The following is a 22,115-nucleotide window of genomic DNA, read 5'->3' as shown; positions in this document are numbered from 1 at the left end:
ATGAAATTCTCTTTCTTTACAATAGAAGTAGGTGTTATTTCTATAAAATATGGAAAACGTAAAGAGTATGTAAAAAAGAAGGAGTGGTAAAGTGAACTATGTCATTATTGGCGGAGATGCAGCTGGTATGAGTGCAGCGATGCAAATTGTTAGAAACGATGAAAATGCAAATGTTGTGACGTTAGAAAAAGGTGAAATTTATTCGTACGCGCAGTGTGGGTTACCATATGTCATTAGTGGTGCTATCGCTTCAACGGAAAAGTTAATCGCGCGTAATGTAAAGACGTTTCGTGAGAAATACGGAATTGATGCGAAAGTACGACATGAAGTAACGAAAGTAGATACGGAAAAGAAAATGGTATACGCAGAGCATACGAAGACGAAAGATGTCTTTGAATTTTCGTATGACCGTTTATTAATTGCGACCGGAGTACGTCCTGTTATGCCAGAATGGGAAGGGCGAGATTTACAAGGCGTTCATCTTTTAAAAACAATCCCAGATGCTGAACGTATATTAAAAACGTTAGAAACGAATAAAGTTGAGGATGTAACGATTATTGGTGGCGGTGCAATTGGGCTGGAAATGGCAGAAACATTCGTTGAACTTGGTAAAAAAGTAAGAATGATTGAGCGAAATGATCATATTGGTACGATTTATGATGCGGATATGGCGGAGTATATACATAAAGAAGCAGATAAACATCATATTGAAATTTTAACGAATGAAAATGTAAAAGCGTTTAAAGGGAATGAACGAGTAGAAGCAGTTGAAACGGATAAAGGTACGTATAAAACGGATCTTGTTTTAGTATCTGTCGGAGTGAAGCCGAATACTGATTTTCTTGAAGGAACGAATATACGTACAAATCATAAAGGGGCAATCGAGGTAAATGCATATATGCAAACGAATGTGCAAGACGTATATGCAGCTGGTGATTGTGCGACACATTATCACGTGATAAAAGAAATTCATGACCATATTCCAATTGGAACAACTGCAAATAAACAAGGGCGACTTGCCGGACTGAATATGCTGGATAAACGAAGAGCTTTTAAAGGAACGTTAGGTACAGGAATTATTAAGTTTATGAATTTGACGCTTGCAAGAACAGGCTTAAATGAAAAAGAAGCAAAGGGACTACATATCCCGTATAAAACAGTCAAAGTAGATTCCACAAATATGGCGGGCTATTATCCAAATGCGAAACCACTTTACTTGAAATTACTATATCGTTCTGACACGAAACAATTATTAGGCGGACAAGTAATTGGAGAAGAAGGTGTAGATAAACGGATTGATGTGATCGCAATGGCACTCTTCAATAAAATGAGCATTCACGATTTAGAAGATGTGGACTTAAGTTATGCACCACCATATAACAGCGTTTGGGATCCAATTCAGCAAGCGGCAAGACGAGCAGAATAGCACTTTTTAAGTGCTATTCTTTTCGTTAAAGGGTAATCATCATTTTTGTCGAATGAAGACGATTGGGAAATAGTTACATATAGGGAAGGGGATCATTAAAAATGTTTATAACACTTCAAGCAGTTCAAGAATCAGAAAAAGAGATATTACGTAATTTGTACGCACTATATCTTCATGACCTCTCTACATTCACTCCGAATATAACGATTGGGGCAAATGGATTTTTTGAATTCGAAGATTTACATATGTTTTAGGGAAATGATGGAATTACTCCGTATTTTATTAAAGGTGATAATGATATTGTAGGATTTTTATTGCTACTGGAACGTCCATTCTTAAAGAAGGAAAATGACTTTAGTATTCATGACATTTTCATATTGAATCAATACAAGGGAAAAGGAATCGGTAAACAAGTTATTAAGAATGTACTAAAAGAGAAACGAGGGCAATATTTCGTTATCGAACTTGTGAAAAATGTACCAGCCGTTTCTTTTTGGAAGAAAGTATATAGGGAGCTAAACATCGAATTTGATGAGAAAATACAGTTAATCGACGATGAAGAATGCCTCGTGCAAACGTTTAAAATACAATGAGATTGGTGCTCCTAGTATATTACTTTGAAATTTAACTTTATTTTGAATATACCGTTCACCCTTGAAAACATAGTACGTATCGCTTATATTGTCATATAGTATTTAGTTTTTAAACAAAGCAATGAACGAACCAGGGGGCACAGTATGGCAATTAACATGAAAACAATCGAAGAATGGATTGCTGAATCAAACGCAAGACATGAAGAAGACTTTGGAAACGTTGTTGAAGAGATGAAAGAAGTATGCATTGGACTTGATAATGCGACATTAATTTATACGAAAAATGTATTTTGTTTCGGTAAGAAAGTAGAAGTATTGTTCTTCTTCCAAGACCATGTCGTGATCGGACAAGAAAAAGACGAATATGTTGAGATTGAAAAATTAAAGTATGATGCTATTACACATAGTAACTTAAAAACAAACGATAAAAATACAACGCTAGAATTAAAGTTTGCTAACGGACAATCTATCCATTTAGATAGTTTAAATGATAACTACGGTACGAAAAACTGGTTATTTGCGAGACAAATTAAAAGTATCTTTAAATTAATCTAGTAAAAAAGCAGACCTCAAAGGGTCTGTTTTTTTTTACTTGGTCCCTATTACACAAAGGCATCCTCTTTCTTCATAACATTTCACGCTTGTAAATCCTGTTTTATAAAATAGGTTTACTAATTCTTCATTCGTTTTGCATTTCTCCATATGATATTGAATTTTGAAAGTTTCAGCCACTAATAAAAAGGATCCGTTCGGCTGTAGGACGCGGAATACTTCTTTTATATCTTGTTCCACATCAGGCCAGAAGTAGTGTGTTTGAAAAGCGGTAATGAGATCGAAGAAGTTCGTATGATAGGGAATAGAAGAAACGCTTGCTTGTTGAACAATGACTTTTTGTTTTTGAACATCCTTTATATTCGTCTGTATCGAATTTTTTACAGCTTGATAGGAATAATCAATCCCGTATATTTTTCCAAGTGGAGTTCGTTTTGAAAGAGTGTGTATCGTTTTACCGCCGCCACAACCGATATCTAATATAATTGCCTCTTTCTTTATATGTACTTTTTGTAATGCCCAATTGGTTAGTCTCGTATGTGCACTGTTCATAATACAAAGCATGGAAGAACCAATTGTCCCCCGAGGATTTTTTGCTTGCTGGATTAATCGTTGTAAAATGCTCAAGTTAAACTCTCCTTTTATGTAAGAATATATACTCACTTCTCTTTTTATTAAGTAAGTCCTTTAAAAAAAAGCACGCCGATGAGCGGCGTGCTTCTAATTACGCAAATCCCCTTTTAACCAATTCCGCGCTCGATAAGCTCCAACAGGAACTTGAATAAGTGACGTTTCATTTCCAGCATCTAGCCCGTATAACTGATCACATGAATTTGTATCAAAACTAAGTAAAGGATGCCCGCCCATCCCCATTGCGGTCGCTGCAAAAACGAGTTTGTGAACGAGCATACCTGCTTCCATTTGATGAATACGGTACCCTCTATAGCCTAATGCATTTGTATAGTAATCTTTCTTTCCGACTACATGTAAGCAAAGTGGTACTTGAAAAAGGTTTATGTTATCCATCGTCATACTAGATTGAAGGGGATAACGAAGGTCTCCGTACCGAATTGGCTGGATGGAATGAGTTTTACTGTTATAAGCGTAAGCACCGTTTTTTATATCTTTTACGTTATAGAAACACCCATATAATGAGACGCGCGCATTTTCATTTACATACTTACCATCAAGGTCGTTGGAATAAGGGAAGGAGAGACTCGCTTCTTGTAGTAAAGTAGCGAGCTCGGCCGCATCCCATTTCGTTAAAATAAAGTCAGCATCAGGGGAATACCGTTTTCTGCAAAGTTGTAAGAAATCATAAGATAAACGTTCTACTTTTGGCAGCTGTACAGCGTGCGCATGATGTTGATAGTGCTCTTCATGAGCTAGTGTTTGGAACTGTGCTGTCGATTCGATCATAGAAGCTTCATTTATTTTTGTTATCATCGGATACTCATTTACATGCTTTGAGCGAACGAAATGTTCATGTGCTAAAGGCGGAATTTGTTGTAATAGCTCATGAGAAGTAATTGTTTTATGTTCACGGTAATCATTGTGAAACCAATTAGATTGCGGTTCTGTACTGAAAGGAACGACAGCATACACGCTTTCTTCTCCTTCTGACAGTCCGAGTAAATGATTGATTGCACGGTCTAGAAACTGAAAATACACACCATTTGTGTAACCAAATTGTTTGGCACATTCCAGTAATTGGCCGATGAGAACACCGCTATCTAACCCTTGAAGCCGATACGAAAAGTTATTGTATTTAAAGTAGTTTTTCCAAAACATAGTGGATACGAATGCAGCACCAAAACAAGATTGTATGTTACAACGATTGCCGAGTGCTTCTGTAAGGTAAGAATCGAAATTTCCTTCGCGAAGTAAGATAAGTCGGTGATGCGCGGCGTCGTAATGGTAAATGCCGTCTGGATAATCGTCAATTTTTAAATATATATATAATTCATTTGGATACAAAGCGCCGCCGGAAGGGATAGATCTTCGAAATAAAATTTTCTCGCTATTTAGCTGACATAACTGGGTTAAACCAAATGAACACCAAAGATAATGACCAATCTCATCTAAAGTAGGTGTAGTAGAAGAGTTAGGTAAAGATAATGGGATTTCTAAAGAGAGAGGGATAATAGGTAAGTTTCGATATAATTTATAAGGAAGCGGTGCATCTTCCCAGTCTATTTCATGATTTGGCATAATTTCATCGATAGAGAAATGGAGATGATGTAAAAAAGTATCTAGTTGCATGAAATCCCCTCCTTTACTATGGAAACGGGTGCGGATGTGGATTTAATTGTTCAGTCGTTAAAGGTTCGTCTGTATATCCAAGTGTCATCGGTACGGTATACACTCGATCTAGCCCTGTAAGTCGAGTGAGATGGTGACCGAACGTCATCGGTAGCATGCCTGGAATAATGACTTTTACACAATGTAATCCGTTTTTTTCTATAAGAGGTACTGTTTGATTTACAACGATTACGTCAAGTCCAGATTGCTGCAGGCGGTTTAAAAGTTGATGAAGATCGGATGTTAAATCTAGATTAACTGATTGTAATGTATTCATTTCTTGGAACGATTGCACTGGTGCATCGTCACGTAAAAGGAAGTGAAGACGTTCTTCTGCTTCTTTCAATCCATACAGCATACTATGGTCTTCCATTTTATTTACGAGATAAGGGTCTTGTAAGCAATTTTCGTAGTGCTCTCTTTTTTGTTCGAGTTCATCGTCTGTTATAAGTAACATGCCTGCTATTTCGTGAATGGCACTCTTTAAAGCGCGGACTGGGTCCAAATGAGAGCCTCCAGCACAAACGACATTCATTCCATTTTCACGCGTATTTTTTGCAATTACCCATAAGCTCGGGATGCCGTGTTCCATCGTTGCGTTAAAAGCATGCAATTCATAACCAGTAATCGTGTACAGCCGCTGAATCATTAGTTGTAATTCTGTATCATGTGCTGAACTAAGATCAAGGCGGGGAAGAGGTAATTCAGCGTACCAAGTGAGCAAAAAGGCGTCACGCTCTACAATTTCTAAAATGCCGTGAAAAATTGCTTCTTCTAAACTACCACCAATGGCACAGCCATTTGATGTTTCATATACGTAAGCATCTCGATGACCGAGACTATAATAAGCGATTGATTCAGGAACTAAAATTGGACGGTTTTGTGACAAGGAATATCCCCATACCCAGTTTTGTTCATAGTCAGGGTCAAACGGTTTAAATGGAAAACCATCACGATTATAGTGTTCATTTGTATGTACACCGAGCGTAAGGGGATTTAGTGCATGATCCTCTAAATCATGAAAACTACCATGCACATTTGTCTTTTTCCCTCGAGGTGACATACCACAATAACGTTCTAAACCTTCTAAAATAGCAGTTGCTTCACTTATTGCAAATGAAAGAGTTCGGCCTGCAACCCCTTCATTTCCAAACATTAATGGCATGTTTATAATAACGTCAGCAAATGGTAATAAAGAATGCTGCATTTTTCCGTTCAACATACCGACTCGGTAATCTAAATAGTCCTTCGTTAAAAATGTGTTTAGTTCATGAATGGAACGACAGCGATATGTTGCATCATTTGTTTTTAAGCTCGGTTGTAATGAAATCAATGCTGCATCTGCTGTGTCATCAGGTAAATTACTACATACAGGGCAGAGCGGATCTGGAAGAAAAGAATGCCGCGTACATTGCAGTGTTTGTAAGTTTAGTAAAATGAGTTCATTTCCTAAAGAAGGATGATTATGAGTTAATATTTTCTCTGTTTCTGCGCAAATCAGATGGCACATTTGCAGAATGCCATTTTGGGTGCCACGTACATCACGCCTCGTTACGTTTTCTTCCTTTACCGCATATTTTCTTTGTAGCTCCCACATTTCTTTTTGATCAAATCCAGCGATAAAGCGTCGTCCATCGGCACAATGAGTACATCCCGCTGCAAGAGGATGAATATAAGGACCGATAACCCCTTCACCAAATGAAGTAAAACCACGTAGCCACGGAATATGATTTGACCGGAAAGTTAGCTCAGCGTCATGATGAATCGTAGAAGGAGAGCCGTCGTGTAATACGAAAGCGAGGTCGATATTTTCAGGGAGTTCTTCTGCAATTGTATGTTGGCGAATGATGGAATATTGTTTGCATAATTGATCATGTACATAGTCTGCAAGAAGGCCATCTCCTATAAGTAATATATTTTGAGTCATAGACCGTCCTCCTTTGCAATTAATACCCCGTACACACCATCTAAGTTTTCTTTCAAAAATGATTCAATCGCTAAATCAAACACGAATGGATAAAAATGATGTTCTTCTAAATGTTGCAAGGCAAGCTGTAATGATTGCACACCTGGAATTTCTTTTTCCGCTTGTATTTCCACTCTAAAAGAATCTGTGTTATATAAAATAATAGATGATTCAGGCAAAATATTAGTGCTGTAAGGAGTCTCTTCATTTTGAATATGAAGAAGCGATAGTTGTAGTGCGTTTCGTAACGCTAACGTCATATTAATATTAGATGCACCATACCATCGATCATGTATACCAACCCAAACGACTGGAAAGCTGAGAATATCTTCACCCATTGCGATTTTAGGTGTTTCATGAATTGTAGCGAGGGCATCGTAATAAAATCTACAATGTTTATCATGAATGTCCGTTAAGTCGACCGTCGTAATTTCTTCTAGCATATGTGATTGTCGTTCATACAGTTTGTGATTTAAATGTTGTTGTAATGCCCGGTATACACCCTCTGTCATCGTTTCTCCAGCGCCAATACCAATATCGTTATGTTCAGGGATAAGGCGGTGTATAATTTCTGCTACATAGGTTTCAATTCCTGTTAAACCAGCTTCTCGGCGCGCTTCGTTATGAGTCAAACCAGCGCAAGTCATAAGAGGCAGGAGGGAAGTTGGGCCATCTAATAGCGGTGTAGCTACTTGAATATTGCATTGTGATAATGGTAATTGATATAAATCTTGTTCATCCCATACATGGAATATACCAGCTTCTTTAGAAGTTAATGAATCGAAAAAACGGAATAATTCAGTTGAGGTATGTTGGTTAGACCGATGCTCAAGTTTTTCAGAAAGGTTTTCTATCGTATCAATTGTAAAACTTTCATCAGTGGCGAGAGGATGTTTTATAAAAGGATGCCATGTTCCTTCAAGTGTTTCATAATTTAATAAAAAGAATTGTGGATTCTTTTCTCGATGTGAATCATCAGCAACATGTTTAAATAATTCAAAAACGATTATATTTGCTAGCATTGCGGATGTAATAGGAGAGAAGGCGGCTGATGAATTTTCATTTTGTAAAGTTGTTTCATGTAGCCGATGCCATGCGGACTCCCAGCATTCTTCATGATTAGTTGTTACGACAGGACCAGCTAAACCAACTGTTGATAAACAGACAGCAGGTATGAAGTTCTTTCCTATTTCCTTGCAAATCGCATGAACTGCTCTTAGTCCTTCGATATCTCCATTTTGCGAAACGTATAAAATCCAGTCAAAAGGCTCGAACACTTCATGCAGGGGACGATCAATTGTTGTATCTATTTCTTGAACAAGTACAGCATCATCTACTTCATGCGCAAGTTCTACTAGCTCGTGAATACGGTCGTAATTCGTTTCTTCATAATCTGTCACAAGGTAATGAAAGGTAGGTAATCCGGATTCTAATAAAGAAGAAACTAAGGAAGTAAGCATATCTCCAGAGCCGATTATAAGTACATTTGCATTGCGGTACGTTTCGAATTTTAAAGCGCCTGAATGAGAATCTGCTTCTAGAAATTCAATTTGCGAAGCATATCTATCAAGTAATGCACTGTTTAATTCATGAGGTGCATCTTGACTTACATCACGGACAAACCCATTTGTATATAAAATCTCTCCAATTTCAAATACACGATTTTGATAGGGGAGAGGGAGACCATCCGTTATTTCTGCTAAAGAATAATTACCGTTAAACATTGGCATTAATTTTTCAATCCAGTTATAAATTCCGTCACCGTCCATACGAAATGAACTGGCGTTATTTCGAAAATAGACACCCCCGTTTGAGTCGGGGAGGAAGAAAGTATCTTTATTTGCTTTTAGTTTTGCATGTGCTGGAAGGTTACTCATTTTAATCCTCCTTACGTTTTAGGCATACATTATTACCTTATGTCATGCGATTTGTCCCGTATGAATGCAATAAAAAAAGCTGTAGAATGATATATTCTACAGCCTGTAATAGATTATGAATCTATCAACCTTCTAATAATAATGATTTTGGATCTTCAAGCATATCTTTAACAGCAACAAGGAAGCTAACTGCCTCTTTACCATCAACAATACGGTGATCGTAAGATAAAGCGATGTACATCATTGGGCGGTTTTCCATACGTTCGTTATCGATTGCAACTGGACGTACTTGGATTTTGTGCATTCCTAAAATACCAACTTGTGGGCTGTTTAGGATCGGTGTTGACATTAGAGAACCGAACACACCACCGTTTGTAATTGTAAATGTACCACCTTGTAGTTCTTTTAGTGAAAGTTTGTTATCACGTGCTTTTTTACCTAATTCACGAATTTCGCTTTCGATTTCAGCGAAGTTTAATTGGTTCGCATCGCGTACAACTGGAACAACTAATCCATCTGGAGCTGCTACTGCAATACCGATATCATAGAATTTTTTAATGATAAGCTCGTCGCCTTGAATTTCAGCATTTAATAATGGGAATTGTTTTAATGCTGCAACAACTGCTTTTGTGAAGAATGACATGAAACCAAGACGTACATCATGTTTTTTCTCGAAAGCGTCTTTACGCTCTTTACGTAATTCCATGATTGCAGTCATATCAACTTCGTTAAATGTTGTTAACATTGCAGATGTTTGTTGAACTTCTACAAGACGTTTTGCAATTGTTTGACGGCGGCGGGACATTTTCACGCGCTCAACTGGTTTTTCGAATTCAGTTTTTGCAACTGGAGCAGGAGCTGGACTTTTTGGAGCAGCTGGTGCTTCTTTTGGTGCTGCAGCATGAGCTTGTACATCGTGTGGTCTCACACGTCCAAGTGGATCTGTGCTACGTACGTCGTTTAAGTCGATTCCTAATTCACGAGCCATTTTTCTAGCAGCTGGTGATGCGATAGGACGGTTTGTATTTGGTAAACCTTGTAAAGTTGCAGTTTGTTCAGCACTTGGTGCCGCAGCTTTTGGTGCTTCAGCTGTTTCTTGTTTCGGTTGCTCAGCCAACGGTGCAGGTGTACTTACTGCAACTGGTGCTCCGTTTGCGTCTAAAATTGCGATAGTTGCGCCAACTTCAACTGTATCCCCAGGTTCGCCTAGTAACTTCGATACAATACCTGAATCTTCTGCAATGATTTCTACATTGACTTTATCAGTTTCAAGCTCAACAACGCTGCCACCTTTCTCAACTTTGTCGCCTACGTTGATAAGCCATTGTGAGATAGTTCCTTCAGTAATAGATTCTGCAAGCTCAGGTACTTTAATTTCGATCATTTTAAATGTCCTCCCCTTATTTGCCTAACGGTGTGTTTTTTCTTCTTTTGTCTTCGGTAATCTCCATTTGTTAGCCTGACCTTGGGCAGAATATCTGCCCAAGGAACAAGCTAGAAAACTTCATTGTTACTTTTTAGTTGCTGAAAACTTCAATTTCTAGTTTATCTTGACGGAAGTTATACTTTACATCTAAAGCGTGTGCAACAATTAGTTCTTGCTCAGCTTTGTGAGCGAATGGATCGCCGCCAGATGGGCTAGAGCGATCTGGACGTCCGATGTAACCTGTTTTTACTTTATCTCCAGCTAGTTCGAACAGAATTGGAGCCATGTAATGCCATGCGCCCATATTACGAGGCTCTTCTTGAACCCAAATAATTTCTTCTAAGTTTTTAAAGCGTTTAATAATAGATTGAACTTTCTCAGCAGGGAATGGGTACAACTGTTCAATACGAACGATATGAATTTCATCTAAGTTGTACTCATGCTTACCAGACTCGATTTCTGCTGCTAAGTCAATCGCCATTTTACCTGTACTTAAAACAAGACGTTTTACTTTGTTTGGTTTCATGCCAAGGTTTTCTTGTTCTAAAGCAGGTTGGAAACGTCCTTCGCTTAACTGACTAGCAGTTGAAAGCGTAAGTGGGTGACGTAATAAACTTTTCGGAGTCATCAGTACTAATGGTCGAACAGCTTCTGTTCCTAAGATAGATGCTTGACGACGCAGGATATGGAAGTATTGTGCTGCACTCGTTAAGTTTGCAACTGTCCAGTTGTTCTCAGCAGCTAACTGTAAGAATCGCTCTGGACGTGCACTAGAGTGCTCTGGCCCTTGACCTTCATAACCGTGTGGTAATAGAAGAACTAAACCAGATTTTTGACCCCATTTTGCTCTTCCAGCTGAAACATATTGATCAAATAATGCTTGCGCAGTATTTGAGAAGTCACCATATTGCGCTTCCCACATAACAAGCGTTTCCGGAGCGAATACGTTATAACCATACTCGTAACCAACAACAGCAGCTTCTGATAACGGACTGTTATGAACAGAGAAGGAAGCGTTGATGTTTGGTAAGCGGTGTAATGGTGAATATGTTTCATTTGTATCAGTATCGTGTAATACGATGTGACGATGCGCGAATGTACCACGCTGTGAATCTTGCCCAGTTAAACGAATTGGCGTACCTTCTTGTAAAATAGAAGCGAATGCTAATGACTCAGCAAGTGCCCATTCAATTTTACCGTTCTCTTCAAGAGCATCTTTACGGCGCTCAAGAATTTTCTTCACTTTCGGATATACGTTAAAGCCTTCTGGCCAAGAGAGTAGACCTTCATTAATTGCACGAAGTGAGTCAAGCTCAACACCAGTATCAATTGGCTGAATACCTTTTGCAACAACATCTGGCACTTTAACGTGAATTGTTGCATCGCTCGTATCAGCTGGCGGTACTTGTGCATAGTCAGATTTTAATTGCTCTTGCGTAAACTGTGTAATTGTTTCAATTTCATCTGCATTTAGAACACCAGCAGCTTGTAATTGATCTGCATAAATTGCTCTTACAGTTGGGTGATTTTTAATCTTTTTGTACACTTGTGGTTGTGTAACTGCTGGATCATCCATTTCGTTATGACCGTAGCGGCGGTAACCAATTAAATCGATTAAGAAATCTTTTTTGAACAACATGCGATATTGAATCGCAAGGTTAGCAGCAGCAAGACAAGCTTCTGGATCATCAGCGTTCACGTGAACAATCGGAATATCGAAACCTTTTGCAAGGTCACTTGAATATTTCGTAGAACGAGAATCATAGCTATCAGTTGTAAAACCAACTGCATTGTTTGCAATAACATGAATTGTTCCGCCTGTTTGATACGCGTTCAATCTACTTAAGTTCAATGTCTCAGATACAATACCTTGACCAGGGAATGCAGCATCACCATGAACTAAAATTACGAATGATTTTGAAGTATCTTGTTCTGGAAGACCAGATTTTTTACGATTTTCTTGAGCCGCACGTGCGAAACCTTCTACAACAGGGTTAACGAACTCAAGGTGACTTGGGTTATTTGCTAATGTAACGCGAGTGCTAACTTCTTCGTTACTAACGACTTGTTCTCTACCTAAATGGTATTTTACATCGCCAGTCCAACCAGAGTTTGCTACTGCGCCTTCTATTTTTGCATGTTTGAACTCAGCAAACATGTGACTATATGGTTTTTCTAATACGTGTGCAAGTACGCTTAGACGACCGCGGTGAGCCATACCAATCATGACATCTTCTACGCCGTTCTTTGCACCTTCTAGCACAATTTCATCTAGAACAGGTACAAGCATATCAACGCCCTCGATAGAGAAACGCTTTTGCCCAACGAATGTTTTATGCAAGAATTGCTCGAAACCTTCAACAGCTGTCAAACGTTTTAAAAGAGCAGTTCGTTTTTTATTTGATAGTGGTTGACGCAATGAATTTGATTCCACCATTTGATGCAACCACGCGCGTTCTTCACTATCTTGTATATGAGAAAATTCATAAGCTAAAGATTGTGTATACACTTCTTTTAATCTATGAATTACATCAAGTGCAGTGTGAATACCTTCTGGTGCATCTTGCCATACTGTTTTAGCTGGAATCGCTTTCAAATCAGCATCGCTTAGTTCGTTCATTGCTTTTTCAAGAAGAGATTGTCCATTTGCAGCATCCTCCATCGGGTTGATGTGAGCCAACGTATGCCCGAAAGAACGAATCTGTTCAACAAGCTGAACGACTTTAAGAATCTTTTCGATGTTACCTGTGTTTTGAGGAGAAAAATGTGTTGCTGTGTTGTCCCCTGTTACGACATCATCTTGAAACGAAGGAGCTCCAAAAATTTCAAAAAGCTCTTGTAATTCCGGATCAACAGAACCTGCTCCAGTTACGTAAAGATCATACTGTTCAATAACATAACCAAGGTTCGGACCGTGGAACTTGGCCCAAGGGTTTGTCGTTGTATTCTTCCTCGTCATTTGTTTAAACCTCCCAATGCATATAATCCTTTTTCCATACAAAAAGGTGCATTTTGCTCTTTTCAATAATTGATGAACCAATAATCAATGTAAATGTTTTTCTTTACTCTTATGTTATTACAATAATTTACATAATACCAAACACTATTACTTATCTGTTTTGTAAAAAAACATTCACAATAACTTATCACCCAAGTTAATCTTTCATGTTATAAAGTAATTTTACAGAAAAATAGGGTGGATATATTTGGTATACCTATACGAATAACTAAAATTGTTGCATGTAAATATAAGTATAATAGTTAGAATGTTTCGATAAAAATAAGTTCGAATTATGTATATTGAAATAATAAGCGCTTTCATTGATATTATACAACAATATAACGGAATATAGTATAAAAAATAAAAAATTATGAATTTATCGTAAACTTTATTTAGATAGTGTTAAATATTGAAAGGAAAATGAAGGATTTCTACAAAAAAAGTTGCTAAACATAAAAAATGCTTTATAAACAGTTAGTTTCTATAAATATGACGAAAAACACCGTAAAACCAATAACACATTTCGCCGAATAAAGGGATAAATGAAATATTTTAAAAGGATAAAACAAATATGGAGATATTAAATTTTAAAAAAAGAGAAGAGGAGATATAGTAACTGTTAGTTACAGTGTTCCGTATTTTGTTTCAAAATAGACGTGCTGAAATTAAAAAGTTTCTTCTATATAAATAGAACGAAAAATAAACAAAACGGATGTAAAGGAAACTTGACGTAAAGTTTCCTTTACGTATATACTCGTTATAAGGAAGGAGGGAGAAATTTCCTTGGAAAATAAAATGGTCGAATATCGAAAAAAATTTGGACTATCTCAAGAAAAATTGGCTGAGAAACTCGGCGTTTCCAGACAAACCATCATTTCAATTGAAAAGGGAAAATATGATCCATCACTTCCGTTAGCATTTGAAATCGCGAAAACATTTCAGACAACGATAGAACATGTATTTATTTATGAAGGAAAAGAAGGGGAGGAATAAAGATGAACTATTCACAAAAGTACTTTTTAATCATGGGAATTATTTTTTTTATTATGAGTGGAACTATGGTATTAGCGGGTATAATGACGCATTCAGCACCACCGACTCCAACTTATACAGTTCTCGCAATGATGATTATGTGTTTTTGCTTAAGCTACTTACATCCACAATTTAAAGAAAAAGACGAACGAATGAAACTTATTCGTTATAAAGGAATGTTCGTGACCTTTTTTGCATTAACAGCATATTATCTTCTTTTCTCTATCGGCTTAAACTTAAAAATACTTACACTATCTGCTATTGAACTATTGAATATACTTATGGCACTTACGATGAGTACCGTCTTTATCTCATTTGTTGTTTTGGCAAAAAGATATTAAGATGGAAGAGAGAAAGGAAGATTAACATATGCAAATGATGTATGCTTTTGGCATTGGGCTTGTATTATTTTTAGCCGTATTCTTATTTATTCGTAAAGACGTGCAAGGCGGGACGTTAACGAAAAGAGGCTTTTATAAAATGATCGGCTGTTTAGTTGTTATGTTTATAGCGATTATCGTAATGATCGTTTTAATAAATCGGTCACTATAGAATGAACCTTACTTGAGTAAGGTTTTTCTTTTTTGTATAAAATCCGAAAATCCCCACTAAATCCATTTGCTACATATAATTGATATTATATAATTTGATAAAATGATAGATAGGGAGCATAGTATATGAATAAAAAAACTATCTTCTTTTTTATCCTTTTCGGCAAGAAGACTCCATCTGAGATTTGTGTTACGGGTGAAGCACAACAATTCAGGTGGAGATGAATTGCCGTCAGCAGGTAGACGAAACAATTTTGTTTCTTTTGTCTTACGATATAATCTGCTCTAGATGAGGAGGGGATATATTGTAGGACAACGAAATTAGATAATCATAATCATTCGGCTGCTTGAACCAAAAGAAATTAAGATGAAGAACATGTTCACATTTTGTTCCGTTCTAAATATTGATTTGTCAAAAGTAATTAACAGTTACAAAATTATTTCTTTCCTAAGAAAAAACACGATCTTAGGAAAGAAATAATTTTAATGAACTTTCTGAGAAAGGTGGTGAAAACAATGGCTAGAAAGAAAGCAGTGAAAGTATTACGGAGACAAAAGAAAAGAGAAACCATGCAACGATTCACGCAGAAACAGAATATCGGACGAGCTTGCCTTACTGCAAAAGAATTTCGCTTACTGCAACGTATGTCACATAGTTCAAAAGCGTTGCGAAATGTCGGATTGTACACGATTAAACAAAGTTACTTGAACTATAACAAGATGGCTACTGTAAAAGAAGTGGACACTGCCATGCAAGCTGATTTGAATTACTCGGGCGTTCAATCAAACTCTGTTCAAGCGATTCGTAGAGCCTTATTTACAGAAGTGAAGAGCTTTTTTAAAGCGTTGGAACAGTGGAAGAAAAACCCTAAAACCTTCACAGGTCGTCCTAAGTTTCCGAATTATTCTCGTTCAACGGATAAACGAATCATTGAAATCTATCAAATTCCAAAAGTGGATGATAACGGGTATTGGATGATTCCGATGAATGTTGCATTTAGAAAAAAATTCGGTTCCATTAAAATACGTATGCCGAAAAACGTAAGGCATAAAAAAATCTCCTACATTGAGATTGTACCGAAGCAAAAAGGTCGGTTCTTTGAGGTGCATTATACATATGAAATGCACGTTTCTCAAATGAAGAAACCATCCACGACTACGAGTAACGCTTTGAGTTGCGATTTAGGTGTAGATAGATTAGTAAGTTGTGTAACCAATACAGGCGATGCATTTTTAATTGATGGAAAAAAATTAAAATCTATTAACCAGTACTTCAACAAAATGATACGTAATCTGCAACGGAAAAATATAGAAAACGGGCTTTCAAAACGCGTTGTAACGAATAAAATTGCTGCACTTTGGCATAAACGGGAAAGACAAATCAATGGTTACATTTCACAAACGGTAGGCTTATTGTTCAAAAAAGTGAAAGCATTCGATATAGATACGATTGTCGTAGGGTATAACGCGGGTTGGAAACAAAAATCTGATATGGGAAAAAAGAATAATCAAACATTTGTTCAAATCCCATTTCATAAACTGATGGCAGCAATTGAGAATAAGTGTGTAAAAGAAGGTATACAATTTTTAAAACAAGAAGAAAGCTATACTTCAAAAGCTAGTTTTCTTGATAAAGATCCAGTTCCAGTTTGGTCTAAGGAAGATAGGACGCATTATCGCTTTAGTGGCAAACGAATTACTCGTGGTCTGTATCAAAGTAAAGCAGGAACATGCATCCACGCTGATATTAATGGTGCGCTGAATACATTGCAAAAATCAAAAGTTATAGAATTGGACGACAATCTCAAGGTAAAAACGCCGATTCTATTAGGAGTGCAAAAACGTAAGGCTGTTGCTTCGCGCATAGCTTAGTGGGTGTGTCAACCATCCATGTGTACTCGACTTGTCGGGGCTTGTAGCACACGCCAGATTCATCTGAGTGGTGGCTTCTTCTGCAAGGAAGAACTGCTCTTTTGCGAAAGGGTGGTGCAAGTGGGAAAACAATCGTTCTTTGTCAGTACCAACCAAAAACATACTTGGGGTGTTACTGTAGGGTAGCATGAATGCTAGAGCGTCAAACGGTCTAGTGATAGACCGAAAAGACCTAGCATTCAAACTCAAGCCCCCACTGAAACGTTTTATCTCAGTGGGGAGAGTTGACTAACATGTCTACTACTTATAGCTAGTATTACTTATATAATATGTAACAAACGCCAACCAGTGCCACCTATGTTAGTATGGGAGGGTCAGGAATACTATGTAACGCATGAACCTGCCGAAGCTGAAAAAGTTGGACAAAGGCTCGGAGAAGTAACGAAGAAAATCGAAACGAGTAAAAAATCTACTAAAAACAGTGAATCCAACATATTACAAGAAAAAACAAAAGTATTCACAATGGTAGAAGAAGAAAAAAATCCTCACTCACCTTTAATCATAAAGGAGCCTTATAGTGACGAATATAGAGTAGCAAGACCGAGGTTCCAAGTACTATAAAGTGAAAAGGAGACTCATATGCAGACAGTAACCTCATATCCATAGTCGTTAAGAAAAATGTTTGTTTTTTTCCTTTGCTTCATCCTTCCGCCAATCGGTGCAATTTACATTGTAATGAATAGGGGGGCACTACAAAAGAGAGACTTTATTTTATACGTATTATTTGCTGCTATTAATATATCGCTTTGGGTGTCACTTATAATTTTGGACCGGAGCATGTGGATGGTAGCGGGGCATTATGTGCTTGGAGCAATTGTTATTGTATTTTCGAATATGAATAAGAGATAAGCCAGCAATCTTAAAGTTGCTGGTTTTTATTTTGCTATTTATAATGAAGAAACAAATTTTTAATAGAGAGTAGTGGGCGTTATGAGATGGAAAGCAGGAACGTTTGAAAAAATAGAAAAGAATGACTCATATAAATGCTATACTAAAAAATGTTTGTAATGTAAGTTTCATACTATTGTATACTGCTGACTTACTAGAAAAGATAAGAGGAGAATGAACGTGAAAAAGATACAGAAATTATTGCTGTTAATGATGGTAGTAGGATTAACAGTCGGTGTTTTAGCAGGATGTGCAAATCCGAAAGATACGACAGAAGAATTTTTAACTGCGATACAAAAAGGTGATGTAGAAAAGGCTCGTACATTTGTTGAGAGTGACAAAGAATTTAATAAACTAAATGAAAAAACAGATGATGCGGAAGCGAAAGCAATGCTGAGCGCCATTACGAAAAACTTTAAATTTGAAAAGCTAGAAGAAGTATCGAAAAAGGATGACAAAGCAGAAGTGCAAGTGGAAATTACATCTGCTGATCTATCCGTTGCTGTAACAAAAGCAGTGGGAGAAGTTATGCCAATGGCCTTTGCTAGCGCATTTAGCGAAGACAAAGAACAATCTGAAAAAGCAATCGAAAAAACAATGACATCAGCGATCATCAAACATTTATCAGATAAAGATGCAATCATGGCAACTCGCAAAGTTACATTGAACTTAAAGAAAAATAAAGATGGCGACTATAAAATCGTTGCAGATGATAACTTGAAAGAAGTATTGTTTGCTAATGCGAAGTCGTTGAAGCAGATGTTTGATGGGAAGTGATTACGAACGGAAAGGAACTTTTTGTGTCTTTTCGTTTTTTTTATAAATTAGTAAGTCTATATTATTTCGTATGGAATGCTAAATATAGTATTAATGAAGATAAGTAGTTTTATAAGCGGTTAGAGTGTATCCAGTATATGGTTTGTTTTGGTATAATAAGTAAAGGTATTTATATGGAATATATGGAGGGTATGTATGGCTATTTATCAAGAAGCGATTGATTTTATCGATATTCCAGCGCCACAACATAGTGAAGGAGCATTTTATCGTGTAGTGTATGGTGATGTAGATTGGAATGAAAATCAAAATTATAATAGAGCTATATATGTTTTAATGGGATATAAAACAGGTATTAATTATAGAAGAGTTGCTCATATATTAACAACTCCTAATGTAGAAAATGAATTAACTGATTTTGATAAAGTTTTAGCTGCCATGCAAAAATTAAAAGAGAGAAATAATATTAATAATTATTAATGTTAGTTTATTATATGAAAGGGAATGTTTTAGAGCAGTCTCTTATTTTATGGGTTTCTTTAATTGTGCATTATTTATTTGAAATTAATTTCTTAATATTAATATAATAAAATGAAAAGGTGCGGAATTTGATGTCTAAAATTTTTGAGAGTCTCAATCAAAATGATCCTCGAACGGCAGGAGAGGAAAGGTTATTACAGCTATTTCGAAGTAGTTCGCGTTTTGAAGAATGGATAATTTTTGAGCAGCCACATATAAACTCGATGAAGCCTGATTTTGTGTTACTACACCCTGAACGAGGCATTGTTATTATTGAGGTAAAGGATTGGAATTTAAATTTAAGCGTTTATGAAAGCGGGGCATATATTCGTGGAACGGATGGACGTGCTCATAAAAAAGATCCGATTAATCAGGTAGAAAATTATAAGGATGGAATCTTAAAGTCTGAACTACAAAATAGTGTTTATCTTGCAGAAAACTATGGTAACTATTATGGCTGTATAGAAACGGTTGTTTATTTTCATGGGATATCAAAGGCGCAGGCACTAGCATTTTGCCAACCAAGAAATAGCTATACAAAAATTTGGACGGATGAGGATTTATCAATCATCTATAATGAGAAAAACAAATTAAGAGCTCAAGATTATACATATGCTCTAACTAATGAAAAATCTCGATTTAATGAAAATGGTTTATTGGCACATTTAGTAGAAGAGTTAACTAAGCATTTACAATATGCGGATTATAATTTAGAGCGTAAGCAGCCATATGTACTAACTCGTGCTCAACGAGATCTAGCTGATCTTAATCCAGGCTCCATTCGTCGCTGGAGTGGTGTGGCAGGAGCAGGTAAATCATTAGTATTAGCGGAAAAGGCAGTAAAAGCCTTGAAGGATGATAAACGTGTGTTAGTAGTTACATTTAATATTACACTGCGCCATTATTTAAGAGATTTATGTAGTCAGCAATTTGGTGTAGGTAGCTACAAAGAGGCGCGGAGAAAGCTACGAGAAGATTTAACGATTGTGCATTTCCATGGTCTATTGAAAATACTAATGACTGAGCATGAAATTGCAGTAGATTTACAGGAAGAGGGAGCTGAGTTTACAGATCGATGGATGAACGCGATTAGGCAATATGCTGCTTCCAATAAGTTAAAGAAGCATTTTCAATATGATTATATTTTGATTGATGAAGGACAAGATTTTAAGCGTGATTGGATATTGTTTTTAAAGCAGTTCTTTACACAGCAAGGGGAACTATTCATCGTTTATGATAAAGCACAGGATTTGTTTGGGCGATTTAAGAAGGGGGTATGGATTGAAGAACCAGAGCAGGTAAAGAGTATTGGTTTTAAAGGGAAACCAGGGAATTTAAAATATACACATCGTTTGCCAGATACAATGGTGCAAAAAATCCACCGTGTACGAGAGCGATTACAGATTGAGGGAGAGGAAATTTTAGTTGCTAGGCAAGAACAAGGGAATTTACTGCAAACTGCATTTTGGCATAACTATCAAGCTTCTATAATATGGGAGAAGCTATCCCAACTAAATAATCATGTAAACCGGTTACGTGAAACAAACGATTGGGAAGATATTACGATTTTAACAACAAACGAGCATACAGGAGCATCTATTGTTGAATTTTTCGAGGGACAGGGAATTAAAACTTCTCATGTATATGATTTACAGCGCGGGGGAGATATTGATCGTCGTCGGTCTGAAAAATGGAAATTCCATGGTGGGACAGGTAGATTAAAGGTATGTTCATATCATAGTTACAAAGGCTGGCAAACACCAAATATTATTTTGGTATTAGATTCTCCGTCAACACGTTATTTAAATGGGATGATTTCTTTTCAAACAGCTAATCCACAGCAAATAAAGAATGCGTTATTTATTAGTATGTCACGTGTAAAAGGAAAAGCCGCAACTGGGGAGTATTCTTTTGTATGCTTAAATTACTTGCAAGAATATAATCATTTAAAATCAATTTTTAGTTAGTTATTAAGGAACAAGAATATAATCAAATTTAGCTAAGGGGGATAATATGATTATTTCAGTAGATACAGGAAAGGTTAAAACGAAATTGCCTTATCAAAAAAATATGAAAAGTGGAAAGTGAATCTATTGAGTGAGGATCTTGACCGTATTACATATGTATTAAATCAGATAATTAATGAAGATGAAATTCATACATCAGGATGGATGCCTGGTTCTAACTGGATGGGAACTGTATTCGAGCCTATTTATCATGCATGTAATAGGAATCAAACTCAAGCAGCCTTATTTTTTTTGTTTAATAGTCTATAAGGTGTTTATGGATCGGGAAGAAATTTGGGCATGTGGGAAATTTGATTTACACGGAAAAATATAAAAAGTTTAACTTATTTTAGAGTAAACCCTTAGAAAATGAATACTACCAATAAATTTAATGCTATTAAAAACAGTTACGGTATAGGATCGTATATTTCATAGCTTTAGAAGTGAAAATAACCTCACGAAAGCCGTGCTAAACTTTGAGTCGCGAAGCTTGGAGTGACTTATATAAAGTAGAGTCTATAAAGATATTAACGACATTTATAGATGATACCTTTAGAAATAGGTCGTAGGAATTAAAAGGAGGACTACATCTAAATCAGCTGATCTAGATGTAGCCCTCTTTAGTTTTATGACCCCGGAGAGGCTCGAACTCACGACCTCCACCCTGTCAAGGTGGCGCTCTCCCTGCTGAGCTACGGGATCTTCAAAAATGCTTATGTAACAGCATCTTTACTCATTATGTTAAAACAATTATATATAATTAACTGAAATTTTACAATATTTTTATAGTAATCTTTTGAATAGGAAGAGTTTGGAGTCAATTTAGTAGTGTATTAAGGAATATATAGGTAGGGAATGTAATGAAAAGTGGGTTAAAATAGAGCGGTTATATTATTTTTTTTGATACCAATCTAAAGGACCTTCATCACTCAAATCAACAAGAAAAGGGAATAAGAAGTGTAAAGGTAAGCTTAAAAGTTCTGGCATAGCGTTTATTGTTTTCTTTGATAGGTATTGCCTTCCGAAACAATAGGGACAATCTTTTTCAAATGTCACGAGTATCGACCATACATCTTTTACTTTCCATTTCGTTTTACAATACGTACAGTGCGCCATTGAGTTCCTCCTCATTTTAAGGTGTTTTCTAATATATTCTACTTTATTGTACGAAAGTCATTTGAATTTGATGTGGTAAAATGCAAGTTGTTTTGTTTTTTGTAAAAAGACAATAAAGTGATTACATTTCAACACGTAAAACAAGCCTAACCTCG

The 22,115-nt window shown here is 36.5% G+C and carries 18 protein-coding genes, 1 tRNA gene and 1 pseudogene; 12 read left to right on the top strand and 8 right to left on the bottom strand.

Annotated features, from left to right (window positions below):
• The first annotated feature begins 91 nt into the window (after positions 1-91).
• The 3 genes and pseudogenes from MR147_RS08370 to MR147_RS08360 all read left to right on the top strand — a co-directional run bounded on the left by MR147_RS08370 (position 92) and on the right by MR147_RS08360 (position 2,574).
• Positions 92-1,426, top strand: coding sequence for an FAD-dependent oxidoreductase (locus MR147_RS08370; protein ID WP_074609797.1), 1,335 nt, complete (start codon positions 92-94; stop codon positions 1,424-1,426).
• 101 nt (positions 1,427-1,527) lie between these two features.
• A pseudogene (locus tag MR147_RS08365) lies at positions 1,528-2,019 on the top strand (GNAT family N-acetyltransferase).
• 144 nt (positions 2,020-2,163) lie between these two features.
• Positions 2,164-2,574 (top strand): DUF3908 family protein, encoded by a 411-nt coding sequence (locus MR147_RS08360; protein ID WP_074609793.1) that lies wholly within the window; start codon positions 2,164-2,166, stop codon positions 2,572-2,574.
• Positions 2,575-2,607: 33 nt separating this feature from the next.
• Here the strand turns inward: MR147_RS08360 and MR147_RS08355 are convergent, their stop codons facing one another.
• From MR147_RS08355 to odhA, 6 genes are all read right to left on the bottom strand, one after another.
• Positions 2,608-3,198, bottom strand: a complete 591-nt coding sequence (locus MR147_RS08355; RefSeq protein ID WP_074609792.1) for a class I SAM-dependent methyltransferase — start codon at positions 3,196-3,198, stop codon at positions 2,608-2,610.
• 93 nt (positions 3,199-3,291) lie between these two features.
• Positions 3,292-4,833: a SagB family peptide dehydrogenase gene (locus tag MR147_RS08350; protein WP_074609790.1), complete on the bottom strand. Its 1,542-nt coding sequence runs from the start codon at positions 4,831-4,833 to the stop codon at positions 3,292-3,294.
• Between the two features lie 16 nt (positions 4,834-4,849).
• Positions 4,850-6,799: a TOMM precursor leader peptide-binding protein gene (locus MR147_RS08345; RefSeq protein ID WP_074609788.1), complete on the bottom strand. Its 1,950-nt coding sequence runs from the start codon at positions 6,797-6,799 to the stop codon at positions 4,850-4,852.
• Positions 6,796-8,715, bottom strand: coding sequence for a putative thiazole-containing bacteriocin maturation protein (locus MR147_RS08340; protein ID WP_074609786.1), 1,920 nt, complete (start codon positions 8,713-8,715; stop codon positions 6,796-6,798). Before MR147_RS08340 ends, MR147_RS08345 begins: the two co-directional genes overlap by 4 nt.
• A 124-nt stretch (positions 8,716-8,839) precedes the next feature.
• Positions 8,840-10,099, bottom strand: coding sequence for a 2-oxoglutarate dehydrogenase complex dihydrolipoyllysine-residue succinyltransferase (gene odhB, locus MR147_RS08335; protein WP_000569915.1), 1,260 nt, complete (start codon positions 10,097-10,099; stop codon positions 8,840-8,842).
• 133 nt (positions 10,100-10,232) lie between these two features.
• Positions 10,233-13,100 (bottom strand): 2-oxoglutarate dehydrogenase E1 component, encoded by a 2,868-nt coding sequence (gene odhA, locus MR147_RS08330; RefSeq protein ID WP_074609784.1) that lies wholly within the window; start codon positions 13,098-13,100, stop codon positions 10,233-10,235.
• A gap of 825 nt (positions 13,101-13,925) precedes the next feature.
• Here odhA and MR147_RS08325 point away from each other — a divergent pair.
• From MR147_RS08325 to MR147_RS08285, 9 genes are all read left to right on the top strand, one after another.
• A complete protein-coding gene (locus MR147_RS08325; RefSeq protein ID WP_000428510.1) occupies positions 13,926-14,135 on the top strand; it encodes a helix-turn-helix transcriptional regulator in 210 nt (69 codons plus the stop codon).
• 2 nt (positions 14,136-14,137) lie between these two features.
• Positions 14,138-14,515 carry a permease gene (locus tag MR147_RS08320; RefSeq protein ID WP_074609782.1) on the top strand — a complete coding sequence of 126 codons (378 nt, stop codon included), beginning with the start codon at positions 14,138-14,140 and terminating at the stop codon, positions 14,513-14,515.
• Between the two features lie 28 nt (positions 14,516-14,543).
• A complete protein-coding gene (locus tag MR147_RS08315) occupies positions 14,544-14,726 on the top strand; it encodes a DUF3976 domain-containing protein (protein WP_001178301.1) in 183 nt (60 codons plus the stop codon).
• 515 nt (positions 14,727-15,241) lie between these two features.
• Positions 15,242-16,597 carry an RNA-guided endonuclease TnpB family protein gene (locus tag MR147_RS08310; protein WP_074607996.1) on the top strand — a complete coding sequence of 452 codons (1,356 nt, stop codon included), beginning with the start codon at positions 15,242-15,244 and terminating at the stop codon, positions 16,595-16,597.
• 306 nt (positions 16,598-16,903) lie between these two features.
• Positions 16,904-17,218, top strand: a complete 315-nt coding sequence (locus tag MR147_RS08305) for a hypothetical protein (RefSeq protein ID WP_074607994.1) — start codon at positions 16,904-16,906, stop codon at positions 17,216-17,218.
• 57 nt (positions 17,219-17,275) lie between these two features.
• Entirely contained in the window at positions 17,276-17,506 is a 231-nt protein-coding gene (locus MR147_RS08300; RefSeq protein ID WP_074607992.1) for a hypothetical protein, read from the top strand.
• A 219-nt stretch (positions 17,507-17,725) separates the two neighbouring features.
• Complete coding sequence (locus tag MR147_RS08295) at positions 17,726-18,322, top strand: hypothetical protein (RefSeq protein WP_139302784.1); 597 nt, start codon at positions 17,726-17,728, stop codon at positions 18,320-18,322.
• A 195-nt stretch (positions 18,323-18,517) separates the two neighbouring features.
• Positions 18,518-18,799, top strand: coding sequence for a hypothetical protein (locus MR147_RS08290; RefSeq protein ID WP_074607988.1), 282 nt, complete (start codon positions 18,518-18,520; stop codon positions 18,797-18,799).
• 131 nt (positions 18,800-18,930) lie between these two features.
• On the top strand, positions 18,931-20,805 hold the full coding sequence (locus MR147_RS08285; protein WP_074607986.1) for a nuclease-related domain-containing DEAD/DEAH box helicase: 1,875 nt from the start codon (positions 18,931-18,933) through the stop codon (positions 20,803-20,805).
• 668 nt (positions 20,806-21,473) lie between these two features.
• Here MR147_RS08285 and MR147_RS08280 read toward each other — a convergent pair.
• Positions 21,474-21,546 (bottom strand) — tRNA-Val (locus tag MR147_RS08280).
• 189 nt (positions 21,547-21,735) lie between these two features.
• A complete protein-coding gene (locus tag MR147_RS08275; RefSeq protein WP_000929649.1) occupies positions 21,736-21,960 on the bottom strand; it encodes a hypothetical protein in 225 nt (74 codons plus the stop codon).
• Positions 21,961-22,115: the final 155 nt, after the last annotated feature.

This window comes from Bacillus cereus group sp. BfR-BA-01350 (genome assembly GCF_022663775.1).
Taxonomy (GTDB): domain Bacteria; phylum Bacillota; class Bacilli; order Bacillales; family Bacillaceae_G; genus Bacillus_A; species Bacillus_A paranthracis.
Note: the sequence above shows the minus strand (reverse complement) of the source record. Positions and strands in the feature narration are given on the sequence as shown.

Excerpts from the sequence above, each read along its gene's own strand:
- MR147_RS08360 (WP_074609793.1), top strand. The coding sequence starts at position 2,164 with ATGGCAATTAACATGAAAACAATCGAAGAATGGATTGCTGAATCAAAC.
- MR147_RS08350 (WP_074609790.1), bottom strand. The coding sequence starts at position 4,833 with ATGCAACTAGATACTTTTTTACATCATCTCCATTTCTCTATCGATGAA.
- MR147_RS08345 (WP_074609788.1), bottom strand. The coding sequence starts at position 6,799 with ATGACTCAAAATATATTACTTATAGGAGATGGCCTTCTTGCAGACTAT.
- MR147_RS08340 (WP_074609786.1), bottom strand. The coding sequence starts at position 8,715 with ATGAGTAACCTTCCAGCACATGCAAAACTAAAAGCAAATAAAGATACT.
- odhB (WP_000569915.1), bottom strand. The coding sequence starts at position 10,099 with ATGATCGAAATTAAAGTACCTGAGCTTGCAGAATCTATTACTGAAGGA.
- odhA (WP_074609784.1), bottom strand. The coding sequence starts at position 13,100 with ATGACGAGGAAGAATACAACGACAAACCCTTGGGCCAAGTTCCACGGT.
- MR147_RS08320 (WP_074609782.1), top strand. The coding sequence starts at position 14,138 with ATGAACTATTCACAAAAGTACTTTTTAATCATGGGAATTATTTTTTTT.
- MR147_RS08315 (WP_001178301.1), top strand. The coding sequence starts at position 14,544 with ATGCAAATGATGTATGCTTTTGGCATTGGGCTTGTATTATTTTTAGCC.
- MR147_RS08310 (WP_074607996.1), top strand. The coding sequence starts at position 15,242 with ATGGCTAGAAAGAAAGCAGTGAAAGTATTACGGAGACAAAAGAAAAGA.
- MR147_RS08300 (WP_074607992.1), top strand. The coding sequence starts at position 17,276 with ATGTTTGTTTTTTTCCTTTGCTTCATCCTTCCGCCAATCGGTGCAATT.
- MR147_RS08290 (WP_074607988.1), top strand. The coding sequence starts at position 18,518 with ATGGCTATTTATCAAGAAGCGATTGATTTTATCGATATTCCAGCGCCA.
- MR147_RS08285 (WP_074607986.1), top strand. The coding sequence starts at position 18,931 with ATGTCTAAAATTTTTGAGAGTCTCAATCAAAATGATCCTCGAACGGCA.
- MR147_RS08275 (WP_000929649.1), bottom strand. The coding sequence starts at position 21,960 with ATGGCGCACTGTACGTATTGTAAAACGAAATGGAAAGTAAAAGATGTA.